Annotated in this window: 11 protein-coding genes and 2 riboswitches; of the genes, 4 read left to right on the top strand and 7 right to left on the bottom strand. The window is 46.8% G+C overall.

What is annotated here, in order from left to right:
- Positions 1-18: 18 nt before the first annotated feature.
- Positions 19-1140 carry a pyridoxal-phosphate-dependent aminotransferase family protein gene (locus TW84_RS06370; protein ID WP_045974818.1) on the bottom strand — a complete coding sequence of 374 codons (1122 nt, stop codon included), beginning with the start codon at positions 1138-1140 and terminating at the stop codon, positions 19-21.
- 219 nt (positions 1141-1359) lie between these two features.
- Positions 1360-1537, top strand: a riboswitch (Lysine riboswitch).
- A 90-nt stretch (positions 1538-1627) separates the two neighbouring features.
- On the opposite strand from TW84_RS06370, the gene lysC reads away from it, so the two are divergent.
- Positions 1628-2980 carry a lysine-sensitive aspartokinase 3 gene (gene lysC, locus TW84_RS06375; protein ID WP_045974819.1) on the top strand — a complete coding sequence of 451 codons (1353 nt, stop codon included), beginning with the start codon at positions 1628-1630 and terminating at the stop codon, positions 2978-2980.
- Positions 2981-3250: 270 nt separating this feature from the next.
- On the opposite strand, the gene pmbA is transcribed toward lysC, so the two are convergent.
- Positions 3251-4594: a metalloprotease PmbA gene (pmbA, locus tag TW84_RS06380; protein WP_045974820.1), complete on the bottom strand. Its 1344-nt coding sequence runs from the start codon at positions 4592-4594 to the stop codon at positions 3251-3253.
- Between the two features lie 108 nt (positions 4595-4702).
- Between pmbA and yjgA the strand changes: the two genes are divergently transcribed.
- Positions 4703-5230, top strand: a complete 528-nt coding sequence (yjgA, locus tag TW84_RS06385) for a ribosome biogenesis factor YjgA (protein WP_045974821.1) — start codon at positions 4703-4705, stop codon at positions 5228-5230.
- A gap of 67 nt (positions 5231-5297) precedes the next feature.
- On the opposite strand, the gene thiQ is transcribed toward yjgA, so the two are convergent.
- The 5 genes from thiQ to mpl all read right to left on the bottom strand — a co-directional run bounded on the left by thiQ (position 5298) and on the right by mpl (position 10790).
- A complete protein-coding gene (gene thiQ, locus TW84_RS06390; RefSeq protein WP_045974822.1) occupies positions 5298-6002 on the bottom strand; it encodes a thiamine ABC transporter ATP-binding protein in 705 nt (234 codons plus the stop codon).
- The gene (gene thiP, locus TW84_RS06395) at positions 5986-7590 is read right to left on the bottom strand and encodes a thiamine/thiamine pyrophosphate ABC transporter permease ThiP (RefSeq protein ID WP_045974823.1); all 1605 of its coding nucleotides are present in this window, start codon (positions 7588-7590) and stop codon (positions 5986-5988) included. Before thiP ends, thiQ begins: the two co-directional genes overlap by 17 nt.
- 9 nt (positions 7591-7599) lie before the next feature.
- Positions 7600-8592 carry a thiamine ABC transporter substrate binding subunit gene (gene thiB / locus TW84_RS06400; protein WP_045974824.1) on the bottom strand — a complete coding sequence of 331 codons (993 nt, stop codon included), beginning with the start codon at positions 8590-8592 and terminating at the stop codon, positions 7600-7602.
- Between the two features lie 53 nt (positions 8593-8645).
- Positions 8646-8759: riboswitch (TPP riboswitch) on the bottom strand.
- Positions 8760-8796: 37 nt separating this feature from the next.
- Positions 8797-9423 (bottom strand): flavin prenyltransferase UbiX, encoded by a 627-nt coding sequence (locus TW84_RS06405; RefSeq protein WP_045974825.1) that lies wholly within the window; start codon positions 9421-9423, stop codon positions 8797-8799.
- 14 nt (positions 9424-9437) lie between these two features.
- Entirely contained in the window at positions 9438-10790 is a 1353-nt protein-coding gene (gene mpl, locus TW84_RS06410) for a UDP-N-acetylmuramate:L-alanyl-gamma-D-glutamyl-meso-diaminopimelate ligase (RefSeq protein ID WP_045974826.1), read from the bottom strand.
- A gap of 314 nt (positions 10791-11104) precedes the next feature.
- Here mpl and fbp point away from each other — a divergent pair, with 314 nt between their 5' ends.
- Entirely contained in the window at positions 11105-12118 is a 1014-nt protein-coding gene (gene fbp, locus TW84_RS06415; RefSeq protein ID WP_045974827.1) for a class 1 fructose-bisphosphatase, read from the top strand.
- Positions 12119-12275: 157 nt separating this feature from the next.
- Positions 12276-12803: an inorganic diphosphatase gene (ppa, locus tag TW84_RS06420; protein WP_006958318.1), complete on the top strand. Its 528-nt coding sequence runs from the start codon at positions 12276-12278 to the stop codon at positions 12801-12803.
- The last annotated feature ends 5 nt before the right edge of the window (positions 12804-12808 follow it).

Genomic DNA, 12808 nt, shown 5'->3' on the forward strand with positions numbered 1-12808 from the left:
ATTCTATTTTGATGGTAGTTACTGCGTGAGTGACTCTTCTAATGCTCTCAAACAGAGTGCAACATTTTCTGCACGAGCGCCGTAGCCCATAATGCCGATGCGCCATGCCTTACCCGCTAATGCCCCTAAACCGGCACCAATTTCGAGATTATAGTTTTCTAGCAAATGGTTACGAACCCCTGCGTCATCAACGCCTTGAGGAATATAGACTGCATTGAGCTGAGGTAAACGTGATTCTTCTTCAACAACAAACTCAAAACCCAACTTTTCGAGACCTAACTTCAACTTTTCATGCATGTCACTATGACGCTGCCAAGCATTCTCTAACCCTTCATTCTTTAGGATTAATAGCGACTCATGCAGCGCATAAAGGCTATTTACAGGTGCTGTATGATGGTAGCTACGTTTTCCTTCCCCGCTCCAATAGCCTAATACTAGACTTTGATCTAAAAACCAGCTCTGGACAGGTGCTTGCCTTGCCTGAATCTTCTCAATGGCCAGAGGTGAGAAGGTCACTGGTGATAAACCCGGAACACAAGATAAACATTTCTGGCTACCTGAATAGACCGCATCTAGCTGCCATTCATCGACTTTAAGCGGTACACCACCCAAAGAGGTTACTGCATCAACAATCGTTAGCACACCGTGAGCTTTTGCAAGCTTACCTAATGCTTGGGCATCGCTGCATGCGCCTGTCGATGTTTCTGCGTGAACGAATGACAGGACCTTTGCATCTGAGTGCTCTTTCAACGCCTGCTCGACTTTATCGACCGAGACAGGAGTACCCCATTCATCATCAACAACGACCGCTACACCACCCGCTCGAACTACATTTTCGCGCATGCGCTCGCCAAACACACCATTGCGACAAACGATCACCTTCTCTCCCGGTTCAATAAGGTTAACAAAACAAGTTTCCATACCTGCACTGCCCGGCGCTGAAACAGCAATAGTGAATTCATTTTCGGTTTGAAAAGCGTATTTGAGTAGCTGTTTTAGTTCATCCATCATTTTGATGAACAAGGGATCAAGGTGGCCAACTGTAGGTCGACTCAAAGCCTGCAAAACTTGAGGAGAAATATCCGAAGGACCAGGGCCCATAAGAATACGGTGAGGGGGGATAAAGCTTTGAATCGTCATTGTTCACTCCTTGATACTGGTCTGCTTTTACTTTATTTGTCTTTACATTAAAACAAATCGACACCAGCAGCAATTGGACGAAAGTTGTCAGGTAAAACCACTGTCACAAGTTTGTTAATTAATAAACCGATTAAAGTGATACTTTCCCGTTGACAAAGCTCACATAAAAACGTTCAATGCAGTTTGTATGGTGAATTTTTATGCCGCCATATGAATGCATTTTGCAGAAGAGGAGCACTACCCAGGTAGGTGTTTTGTGGAGCCACAACTCCGATACAAATCACTGAGGGGGAGTAGTGCCGAGGTAGATCAACGTTGTGGTTTTGATCTGTCGGTTGACTTGGGTTGACTCCCATCAACTGTCATCAGCTCAGTCTGGTGAAGAGCTTCTGAGGTAAACCGTACACAATAAAACCTCTCTATACGCTCACTCTCTCTTCAAGCAAGGATTACTTATTTACTTTCAGGAAGTTGTGGGAGAAATGCCGTGGGCAATTTTAACGTTGCTAAATTTGGTGGAACCAGTGTTGCTAACTTTGAAGCCATGAGTCGCTGTGCTGCGATCATTGAACAGAACCCAAACACAAAGTTAGTCGTCAGTAGCGCCTGTTCAGGTGTGACAAACTTATTAGTCGAGCTCGCGAACGGAGTTCAAGATCAGACAGAACGTAGTGTGATTCTAACCAAACTCGCCAGTATTCATGATGCGGTACTCAATCAACTAGAAGATGCGACTCAAGCGGCCAACGAGGTCTACTCCATTCTAGATACCGTTACAAGTTTGGCAGAAGCCGCCTCGATTCAGTCAAGTACCAAGCTGACCGATCACCTTGTCGCCTGTGGTGAGTTGATGTCTACACATCTACTGGCCCAGTTAATGAAAGAACGTGGCATCAATGCGGTACGCTTTGATATTCGTGACGTACTACGCACAGATGATAATTTTGGTAAAGCAGAACCGGAACTGGCCACCATTCGTCAACAAGCGCAAGCTTCACTTATCCCGTTATGCCAACAACAGGTTGTGGTAACTCAAGGTTTTATTGGCGCCGATGCAGATGGCAATACCACGACACTGGGTCGAGGTGGTAGCGATTACAGTGCCGCACTTATTGCAGAAGCAGTTGAAGCTCAGGGACTTGAAATTTGGACCGATGTACCAGGAATTTATACCACTGACCCACGTATTGCCCCAAAAGCCTCTCCCATCTCAGAGATCAGCTTCAGTGAAGCCTCCGAAATGGCTAATTTTGGCGCTAAGATCCTTCACCCTTCGACGCTGATCCCTGCTCTACGCCATGATATCCCGGTGTTTGTCGGTTCATCAAAGCAACCTGAAAAAGGCGGAACTTGGATTCGCCATCAAGTCGAGAGCTCACCTCTTTTCCGAGCTTTGGCTTTACGATGCAATCAGACCATGGTGACGCTGCGCAGCGCGCAGATGTTCCACGCTTACGGCTTTCTCGCCAAGGTATTTGAAATTCTGGCGAAGCACAAGATTTCGGTGGATTTGATTACCACTTCAGAGATCAGTGTCAGTCTAACGCTGGACCAAACCGACACATCTGGCGGTGCCCCTCAGTTACCAGAAGCCGCACGTCTTGAGCTGGAAGAGCTGTGCACCGTTGAAGTGGAACATAACCTGTGTCTGGTCGCGCTGATTGGCAACAATATGAGTGAGAGCAAAGGTTATGCAAAACAAGTATTTGGCACACTAGAAGAGTTTAACTTGAGAATGATCTGCTATGGTGCAAGCCCACACAATCTGTGTTTCTTAGTTGATGAGTCTGTTTCAAAACAAGCAATTCAGAAACTGCATACAGAGTTGTTTGAGGAATAGCGAGAATCGAGAGAAATTAGAAGGTTGGCGCAATGCGTCAACCCTTTTCGTTTCAATAGGTCAATCCCGTCATCCTCAAGAACGAGGAACGAGTGAGTTGGGGATCTCTTGAAGCTGTTCGAAAGCTTAATGAGATTCCCTACTCGCTCTTTCGTCACTCTATGGAATGACCGATTAATAGCACAGAGTGCCTCTCGAAGGGCGAAGCCCGTTCCCGATTCTCGCGGGTGCAGCCCGATCTCGAAGCGAAGCGTTCCTTAGGGCCTAGCCCTATTCCCCCGCAACCTTCATTGACTCAAGCAGAATCGAACCTGTCTGTATTTGTGAGCGGGTTTCAACATCATTCCCTACCGCGACAATCTGATTAAACATGTCTTTCAGGTTACTGGCGATAGTCACTTCAGAAACAGGATATTGGATCTGGCCATTTTCCACCCAGAAGCCAGCCGCGCCTCGAGAGTAATCACCGGTGACGATATTCACGCCCTGTCCCATCACTTCGGTGACAAGGAAGCCCGTTCCCAGTTCTTTAAGCATCTGCTCAAAGTCTTGCCCCGTCGATTGAACGAACCAGTTATGAATGCCACCAGCATGACCCGTTGGCATCATGTCCATTTTACGCGCGGCATAGCTGGTCAATAGATATGTCGCGAGCACACCATCGGTAATGATTTCACGATCTTGGGTTATAACACCTTCACTATCAAATGGGCTCGACGCTAAGCCGCGGAGTAAATGCGGTTTTTCAGCAACATTAAGCCAATCTGGAAGTACCTTTTGGCCGAGATGATCAAGTAAGAATGATGACTTGCGATACAGATTACCACCACTGATTGCCATCACTAGGTGTCCAAGTAAACCTGTTGCCACATCAGCTGCGAACATTACAGGATATTGACCTGTTTTCAGCTTTTGCGCATCAAGGCGACTGATGGTTTTCTCCGCAGCTTTCAAACCGACTGACTCAGGTGTCCAAAGATCATCTTTATGGCGTGCGACTGTATAGCTATAGTCACGCTCCATAACACCACTTTCGCCCTGACCAATCACACAACAACTGGTACTGTGGCGACTGGAGGCATAGCTAGCAAGCAAACCGTGGCTGTTGCCATAAACCTTCAAGCCATAATGGCTGTCGTAACTCGCACCATCGCTTTGTTTGATTTTGTCACTGAAAGATAACGCTTTTTGCTCAGCAGCAATCGCAATCTCGGCAGCATGATCTGGGTCTGGTGTATCAGGGTGAAACAAATCAAGATCAGGAATTTCTTTTACCATCAGCTCTTTAGGAGCTGGGCCTGAGCATGGATCTTCTGAAGTGTAATTGGCAATATCAAGTGCTGCCATCACCGTCTGTTGAATGGCTTTCTCACTGAGATCGGAGGTAGACGCACTGCCTTTGCGCTGACCACGGTAAACGGTAATACCTAAAGCGCCATCGCTGTTAAATTCAACGTTTTCCACCTCACACATACGTGTTGATACACTCAGGCCAGTGGTTTTAGTGATCGCGACTTCAGCGCCATCGGATTTTTCCGCGGCCATTTCCAGTGCTTTCGCAACGGCGGCCTCAAGCTCAACACGTTGCTGAGCGACTTGCTGTCTTACGTCCATATCTTCTTCATGCTTAAGGTCTGTTGTCCCTAGAATAACAAGAATTTCGCATTCTCCCCATGATTCTTGTTAAAATAGAGAAATAGATGTTCAAATTAAGGCAGAAAGATGGCCCGTAAGAATCAAAAAGCGCCATGGGAAGAAGAAGAGGAAATCATTTGGGTCAGTAAAACCGAAATGAAGCGTGACATGGAAGAGTTACAAAAACTGGGTGAAGAACTCGCCAGTCTTAAACCTTCAGTGTTAGAAAAATTCCCGTTAAGTGAGGATCTTGCCGAAGCAATTAAAGATGCACAACGCTTTAAAAATGAAGCACGTCGTCGCCAGTTGCAATACATTGGTAAGCTGATGCGTTTCGAAGATCCTGAACCACTTCAAGCGGCACTAGACAAAGTACGTAACAAGCACTCTCAAGCGACTGCTGCACTGCACAAGCTGGAACAGCTGCGTGATCGCGTCGTTGAAGAAGGCGATGACGCCATTGCGGATGTAGTTGATCTATACCCACAAGCGGATCGCCAGCGTTTACGCCAATTAGCACGTCAGGCAGCAAAAGAGAAGAAAGCGGGTAAGCCAGCTAAAGCATTCCGTGAAATATTCCAAGTGCTAAAAGAGCTCAACGACGAAGAGATTTAAGCAAGCCGCTTTAGATAAAAATGGGCTGATGCAGATACATCAGCCCATTTTTTGCTCTTAGGGAAAGTTATTCGCCCGCTTTAACAAACCCGCTGAGTACAGCATGGCTATGTTGCTGGGTTAAAAGTTCAATAGTATCAGCAACCGCCACCTTGCCTTGGTCAACAAAAGCAAAATGCGAGGCAATAGCTTTCGCGTCGCTGATATGGTGAGTCACCATCACCACAGTAATATTACGCTCTGCGGCTAACTGCTTGACCAGCCCGAGCATCTCTTCACGCAACACCGGATCAAGCGCAGAGAAAGGTTCATCAAGCAGCCAGATAGGGTGAGGCTGAACAAAACAACGGGCCAATGCGACACGCTGACGCTGTCCACCCGATAATTGTTCAGGTAAACGATCCAAGTATTCCTCAATACCAACCTGAATCGCGGCTTGTTCCACCTGACTGGCTTGCTCAGAATTAAGTTTCAATCCAGGGTTCAGCCCCAATCCAATATTTTCGCGCACGGTGAGATGGGCAAACAGGTTATGCTCCTGAAATAGCATCGCAAAAGGACGCTGGTGAGGCTCTTTGCCCACAACTTCTAATTCACCAGCTTTAATACTGCCACTTTCAGGTTCGATAAAACCCGCAACCAAGGCCAGTAACGTTGATTTCCCCGCCCCACTCGGCCCCATCAATGCGACCAGACTTCCCTGCTCAATATCTAAATCAAAATGGAATAGATCCTGATGGTAATAGTAACGAACATCATTGAGGGTCAGCATAAGTCACCTTGGCGTTTGCCTTAAACAGGGTTTCAATCAGTACAAAACAGCCAACACTGAGCAGTAACAACGTGACTGACACTACAGCAGCTGCATTCATCTGATAACTGCCCAGCAATTGGAAAAGATACAACGGCAGCGTGCGGAACTCCTGGCTGCCAAACAGGGCAATTGCACTTAAGTCTCCGACCGCAAACATGAAACTGATCGCGAAAGCATGTGCCATTGGCTTTCTCAGTGCTCGCCATTCAACAACGCGAAAGCGCTGCCAACCTTTGATACCTAAGCTTGCGCATACGTATTGGTATTGCTGTTCGATATGCAGCATCGGTTGTGACAAGGTTTTGATCACGTAAGGCAAGCCCATCAACGCATTCACCGCAACCACAATAAAAAACGCCAGACTAAACACATCAGTAAAAGACCGCAATAGCAAAAATAATCCTGTAGAAATCACCAAGCCGGGAGTGACAAGAATGATCGTACCCAATAGCTCAATCTGATCCGCATGACGACTTCTTGCGTTCAGTCGCAATCGACGGCTGGTCAACAATATTGCAATCCCTGCCGAGAGTGCAATGCTGCTCGCCAATGTTGCTACTTTGAGCGACGACCATAACGCCAGCCAAAATCGTTGGTCAGTAAACACCAATAAAGCTTCTGAGTTGATGCCACTGAGCACCACCATAACTAAAGGTGGCAGCACCAATAGCATACTCAGGCCAATCCAGATCCAATCCCAGCTATATGACCAGATGGAGTCCTTTACCATATAAAGGTTGTGACTTGGCGCGCCTGAACTCACAGCCACAGGTTTGGTCAAACGTTGCACCGCCAACGCCATAATGCCACACAATAGCATCTGCCATAACGCGAGCAATGCCCCTGCCTGCAAGTCAAAATCAAATTTGATCGCTTGATAAATCGCCAGCTCTATCGTGGTCGATTTCGGCCCGCCACCGAGTGCCATGACCGTTGCAAAACTGGTAAAACACAGCATAAACACCAAACCACACACGTGCGGCAACTGCTGACGTAAGCGAGGCCATTCGACCCACTTAAATTTATGCCAATGGCCCATACCTAGATGCGCACACAGTTTATGCTGCTCAGCCGGAATAGACTCCAATGACTGTAATAACAGGCGCGTCGCATAAGGCAGGTTGAAAAACACATGCGCCAGTAAAATGCCGTTCAGACCATAAATTGAAAAAGGCAGTCTAGAATCAAACCATATAAATGCTGACGACAACAAACCGCTATTGCCATAAATCGCCAGCAAGCCAAACACCCCAACCAATACAGGCAGCACTAATGTTGTGGCAAACAACTTAAGCAATAATGACTTACCAGGAAAGTTACGCCGAGATAAAGCATGCGCTACAGGAACCGCTAAACCAACACTGAGCAGAGTCGACAGAAACGATTGGTAAAAGCTGAACTTGGTCACATACCGATAGTAAGGGTCTGACCAAACCTGAGCGATATTCAGGGATGGGGCCGCAACTAATAAAGCACCGAGAGCAGAAACAACAAAGGCCGCGATAGCTATCGCGACCCAGAGTCCCAATTGTGGAATACTACGCAAAGCGTCTCCTTAAAAGGTTAAGGCACTTTGCCACTCACGTATCCAAGCTTTTCGGTTTTGGGCTACTTCTTCTGCGCTAAAACTCAATGCTTTTTCAGGTACCGTCAGTGTCTCAAAACCTTCAGGCAATACGACTTCTGTCACTGGGTACATCCAGTTACCCGTTGGCATCAAAGACTGAAAATCATCGCTAAGGATAAACGTCATAAATTCATCGGCTAACTTTTCGTTTTTCGATGCTTTGACTTTAGCCGCAACTTCAACCTGAGTGTAATGGCCTTCAGAAAAGTCAGCCGCTGCGTATTGGCTGTCGCTTTCTGCAATCAGGTGATATGCCGGTGAGGTGGTGTAAGACAACACCATGTCTGACTCACCTTCAAGGAACATAGAGTAAGCCTCAGACCAACCTTTCGTGACAGTGACGGTTTTCTTAGCCAGTAGCTTCCAAGCGGGTACAACATCATCACCATAAACAGATTTCATCCACAACATCAGACCTTGACCCGGTGTTGAGGTGCGTGGATCCTGATAAATCACTTTCAGATCATTCCGAGATTCCACCAGTTCTTTAAGACTCTTTGGTGGATTGGTCAGCTTTTCTTTGTTGTAGACAAACGCAAAGTACCCAAAGTCATACGGCACAAAAGTACTGTCTTCCCAACCATTGGGCAATTTTACTGATTTGGTATCGACATTATGCTCAGCAAGTAAACCTGTTTTCTGTGCTTCCGCCATTAGATTGTTGTCCAAACCTAACACAATATCCGCTTTGCTGTTGTCCCCTTCGAGACGCAGGCGGTTAAGAATAGAGACACCATCATCAAGAGCAACAAAATTGACATCACAACCGCAATGCGCTTCAAAAGCGGCTGCCACTTTCGGGCCAGGGCCCCAATCCGCGGCAAAAGAATCGTAGGTATAAACGGTAAGGGTGTTATCTGCTGCCAATGCAGAAAAAGATGTCAGTGTGGCAACGGCGATGGTGCTTAAAGTGGTTTTCACTACTCGCTCTCTCCTTGGTTGAGCGGCACAGGTTTGAGGAAACATTGGCAGGGCAAATGTTCAGACTCAATTCCTACGCCAGCATTATCTGGTTCAGGTACACGGGTCCTGGGCTTTGCCCAATCTCAGCTTCATCTGTGCGATGAATAGCTCCCCGATGAGTGTCGGCTGAATTGTAATCGTAATGTTATCAATTGGCCAGAATTAAGCGCGCTGGTCATATCCCCAACGTGGAACAAGCCCCTGTTCAACATTAAGATGATCGAGAATCCTCGCCACCATAAAGTCGACCAGATCATCAATAGACTTAGGTTGATGGTAGAAGCCCGGTGCCGCAGGCATAATGGTGACGCCCATCTGCGACAACTTATGCATATTTTCTAGATGCAACGTCGAGAACGGTGTTTCACGGACGACCAGCAGCAATTGACCGCGTTCTTTCATCACCACATCAGCCGCACGCTCGATGAGATTGTCGGACATACCATGTGCGATGGCAGCAACGCTGCCTGCAGAGCAAGGGCACACGACCATCTGTTTTGGCGCCGCAGACCCGGAAGCCACTGGAGAAAACCAGTCGTCTTTACCATAGACAACCAACTTCTCGGAATCACAATTAAGGTGTGCGACCAATGCTTGTTGGGCGGACTCTGGGTTCGCTGGCAATTTCATATCATGCTCAGTTGCTAACACAACTCGAGCCGCTGACGATATCAGCAAATGTACCTGATAGCCGGCGGCTAGCAGACATTCAAGCAATCTAAGCCCGTACGGTGCGCCTGAAGCCCCCGTAAAAGCGAGTGTAATTGCTTTGTTTTTCTCATTATTCATACTACTACATTAATCTATTCGGCGAGTTTAGACAGCAGCTTGTCGTGGATGCCTTCAAACCCACCATTGCTCATCACCAGAATTTGATCGCCCGGTTGAGCCTGTTCAGTCAGCATCTGCACTAACGCATCAACACTGTCTGACACATAAGCCGATTGCTGACATTGCTGGGCAATGTCCTCGACAGACCATTCAATACTATCTGGTTGATAAAGGAAAACTACATCGGCCTGAGCGAGGGAATCCGCCAATGTTTCTTTGTGCACGCCACGTTTCATCGTCGCACTACGAGGCTCAAGTACTGCTAGGATACGTTGTTGGCCAACCTTATTACGCAATCCACCCACAGTAAGTTCAATCGCCGTAGGGTGATGAGCGAAGTCATCGTAAACCGTAACCTGATTCACTTCACCTTTTAGTTCAAGTCGACGCTTGGTATTGATAAATTTCGCCAGCGACTGACAGGCTAAATCCGGAGTTACACCCACATGACGGGCAGCTGCGATGGCCATCAAAGCATTATCGACGTTATGATCACCCACCAGATCCCACTTCACAGTACCGACGGCTTCCCCTTGGAAGAAAACGGTGAATATTGAACCATCGGCGACTTGTTTCTCCGCTCGCCAGTCACCTTGTTCGCCGCTGAATTCCGTTTCGCTCCAGCAGCCACGCTGTAATACATCGCCAATTGCTGAATCTTCTTGCGGAGCAAGGATTCGACCGTTCCCCGGTACGGTTCTGACTAAGTGATGGAATTGGCGCTTGATCGCTTCCAGATCATCGAAGATATCCGCATGATCAAACTCCAAATTGTTCATAACTAACGTGCGAGGATGGTAATGCACGAACTTAGAACGCTTATCGAAAAAAGCACTATCGTATTCATCAGCTTCCACGACAAAAAACATACTTTCGCCCAAACGTGCTGAAACACCGAAGTTGCCCAAGACACCACCGACAAGAAAGCCAGGTTGGTAGCCACAATCTTCTAAAATCCACGCCAGCATGCTGGAAGTGGTCGTTTTTCCATGAGTTCCAGAGACAGCCAGCACCCAACGGTCATGGAGAAGAAACTCCTGCAGCCACTGTGGGCCTGAGGTGTATCTCAGATTACTGTTCAATACATGTTCGACACAGGGATTACCTCGACTCATCGCGTTTCCAATCACAACGAGATCAGGTGCAGGTTCAAGCTGAGACGGGTCAAATCCTTCAATAATTTCAATACCTTGAGATTCCAACAATGTACTCATTGGTGGATAAACGTTGGCGTCACTACCCGTCACTTTATGACCCAATTGACGAGCTAAAACTGCAGCACCTCCCATAAATGTGCCACAAATTCCCAAGATATGAATATGCATAAACAACCTTCTCCAAGGCGAAAACTGAGCTGACATTATGGCGATTATACGCAGAAAAGCGAACTACTTTACTCACTGTTTTACCTCACACGAGCGCAAATGATTGCGTGTTATGCGCGTTATCCAACTCGTATGGCTTCAAACAAGCAGATGAAAATTGTTATCAAGTCGACAAATAAAACGAGATCTCAGTCAGTTAGTTCATTACCAATAAAAAGATCTAACTCTTAGACTAGGCTTAGGCGAAATTTAAGATCCGTCAGAGATCATCATCGCCTATCCCCTACTATATTGAAGCGACTAAAGGAAAAATCATGTCTGGAATGCGCACCCTTGGCGAGTTCATTGTTGAGAAACAAGCGGACTTCCCCCACGCTAGCGGTGATCTATCATCCCTACTTTCGTCTATCCGACTTGCTGCAAAAATCGTTAACCGCGAGATAAACGCTGCTGGTCTTGGTGACATTACCGGTGCAGTCGGTACAGAGAACGTACAGGGTGAAGACCAGCAGAAGCTGGATGTTTACGCGAATGAAAAGTTTAAAGCAGCGCTAGAAGCCCGTGATCAGGTTTGTGGTGTAGCCAGTGAAGAAGAAGACGAAGCCGTTGCGTTCAATAAAGAGTTGAACAAAAACGCGAAATACGTGGTTCTGATGGATCCGTTAGATGGCTCTTCAAACATCGATGTCAACGTGTCTGTCGGTACCATCTTTTCTATTTACCGTCGTGTATCGCCTATCGGTACTCCACCGACAGAAGAAGATTTCCTTCAACCTGGCCATAAACAGGTTGCTGCAGGTTACGTGATTTACGGCTCTTCAACCATGTTGGTATACACAACTGGTAAAGGCGTTAATGGTTTTACCTACGATCCATCTTTGGGCACATTCTGCCTGTCTCATGAAAACATGATGATCCCGGAAGATGGAACGATTTACTCAATCAACGAAGGTAACTACATCCGTTTCCCAATGGGTGTCAAGAAGTACATCAAATACTGTCAGGAAAATGAACCGAGCGAGCAGCGTCCTTACACGTCACGCTATATCGGTTCACTGGTCGCCGATTTTCATCGCAACCTGCTTAAAGGTGGTATCTACCTCTACCCAAGTACACAAAGCCATCCAAACGGTAAACTACGTTTACTCTACGAGTGTAACCCAATGGCATATATCATTGAGCAAGCTGGTGGTGTCGCGTCTGATGGTAAGACTCGTATCATGGATCTAAAGCCAACTGAATTGCACCAACGTGTACCTTTCTTTGTTGGCTCAAAAAACATGGTTAAAAAAGTGGAACAGTTCTTGGAACGTCACCCAGAAGATTAAGTATGAAGGCGCTTTCGGGCGCCTTTTTCACATTTTCTTGAGCAAAATCTCGCCTTAGTTGGTTTACATAAAACCGAGTTTAGCAGTAAGGTATTGCGGTCTTATATTCAAGCCCGTGTGCCTCACTGAGGTACAAACTAAAAAAGGAACTTTCTTAATGAGTTTAAACAACGTACCAGCAGGTAAGTCTCTTCCTGATGATCTCTATGTCGTGATTGAAATCCCTGCTAATGCGGATCCAATCAAATATGAAGTAGACAAAGATTCAGGTGCTGTGTTCGTCGACCGCTTTATGTCTGCACCTATGTTCTACCCATGTAACTACGGTTATGTAAATCACACTTTGTCTCTAGACGGAGATCCAGTAGACGTTCTGGTTCCAACACCGCACCCTCTGATGCCTGGTTCAGTGATCCGCTGCCGTCCTGTCGGTGTTCTAAAAATGACGGATGAGTCTGGTGAAGACGCGAAAGTAGTAGCGGTCCCACACACTAAATTGTCCAAAGAATACGATCACATCAAAGACGTAAACGACCTGCCTGAGCTACTGAAAGCACAGATCACGCATTTCTTTGAGCGTTACAAAGAGCTTGAGTCTGGCAAGTGGGTAAAAGTCGACGGTTGGGAAGACGTAGAATCTGCTCGTAAAGAGATTCTTGAGTCTTACGAACGCGCACAGAAATAATAAAA

The organism is Vibrio neptunius (assembly GCF_000967495.1).
GTDB lineage: Bacteria > Pseudomonadota > Gammaproteobacteria > Enterobacterales > Vibrionaceae > Vibrio > Vibrio neptunius.

What these genes read in the sequence shown, in the direction of transcription:
- TW84_RS06370 (WP_045974818.1), bottom strand. Translation starts at nt 1,140, where the DNA reads ATGACGATTCAAAGCTTTATCCCCCCTCACCGTATTCTTATGGGCCCT.
- mpl (WP_045974826.1), bottom strand. Translation starts at nt 10,790, where the DNA reads ATGCATATTCATATCTTGGGAATTTGTGGCACATTTATGGGAGGTGCT.
- thiQ (WP_045974822.1), bottom strand. Translation starts at nt 6,002, where the DNA reads ATGCTGACCCTCAATGATGTTCGTTACTATTACCATCAGGATCTATTC.
- yjgA (WP_045974821.1), top strand. Translation starts at nt 4,703, where the DNA reads ATGGCCCGTAAGAATCAAAAAGCGCCATGGGAAGAAGAAGAGGAAATC.
- TW84_RS06405 (WP_045974825.1), bottom strand. Translation starts at nt 9,423, where the DNA reads ATGAATAATGAGAAAAACAAAGCAATTACACTCGCTTTTACGGGGGCT.
- ppa (WP_006958318.1), top strand. Translation starts at nt 12,276, where the DNA reads ATGAGTTTAAACAACGTACCAGCAGGTAAGTCTCTTCCTGATGATCTC.
- fbp (WP_045974827.1), top strand. Translation starts at nt 11,105, where the DNA reads ATGTCTGGAATGCGCACCCTTGGCGAGTTCATTGTTGAGAAACAAGCG.
- pmbA (WP_045974820.1), bottom strand. Translation starts at nt 4,594, where the DNA reads ATGGACGTAAGACAGCAAGTCGCTCAGCAACGTGTTGAGCTTGAGGCC.